Source organism: Phocaeicola faecalis (genome assembly GCF_021730445.1).
In the GTDB taxonomy this organism is placed as follows: domain Bacteria; phylum Bacteroidota; class Bacteroidia; order Bacteroidales; family Bacteroidaceae; genus Phocaeicola; species Phocaeicola faecalis.
On sequence record NZ_JADNRM010000063.1, the window covers coordinates 1 to 354 of the forward strand.

Here is a 354-nt window from a genome sequence, read left to right on the forward strand (position 1 = left end):
TTCCATTATGAATGCTATGACCTGATTATCTGCCGGGACTATTTCTTTTTAGCCTATCTGACAACGGATATTCCTGTTATATATATAGGTGACACCACTTGCAGGCTCTTCAACCGATACCTGGGAATCACAGACTCCCAAAAACTCGATTTAGCCGAAGGGCTGGAAGAAAGAGCCATCCAAAAGGCAACACATATTGTATATGCTTCCGAATGGGCCCAAAACAGTGCTGTCAACCACTACCATGCAGCCCCCGAAAAAATCAGCGTTATAGAGTTCGGAGCCAACATAGACAATATTCCCGAGTATGCCGGGCATGACTGTACATCTGTCTGTAACCTGCTCTTTATAGGT

1 pseudogene is annotated in these 354 nt (G+C 44.6%); it reads left to right on the forward strand.

The window, feature by feature from the left end:
* Nucleotides 1–354: pseudogene (locus tag IR173_RS18025) on the forward strand (glycosyltransferase); the annotation flags it as partial.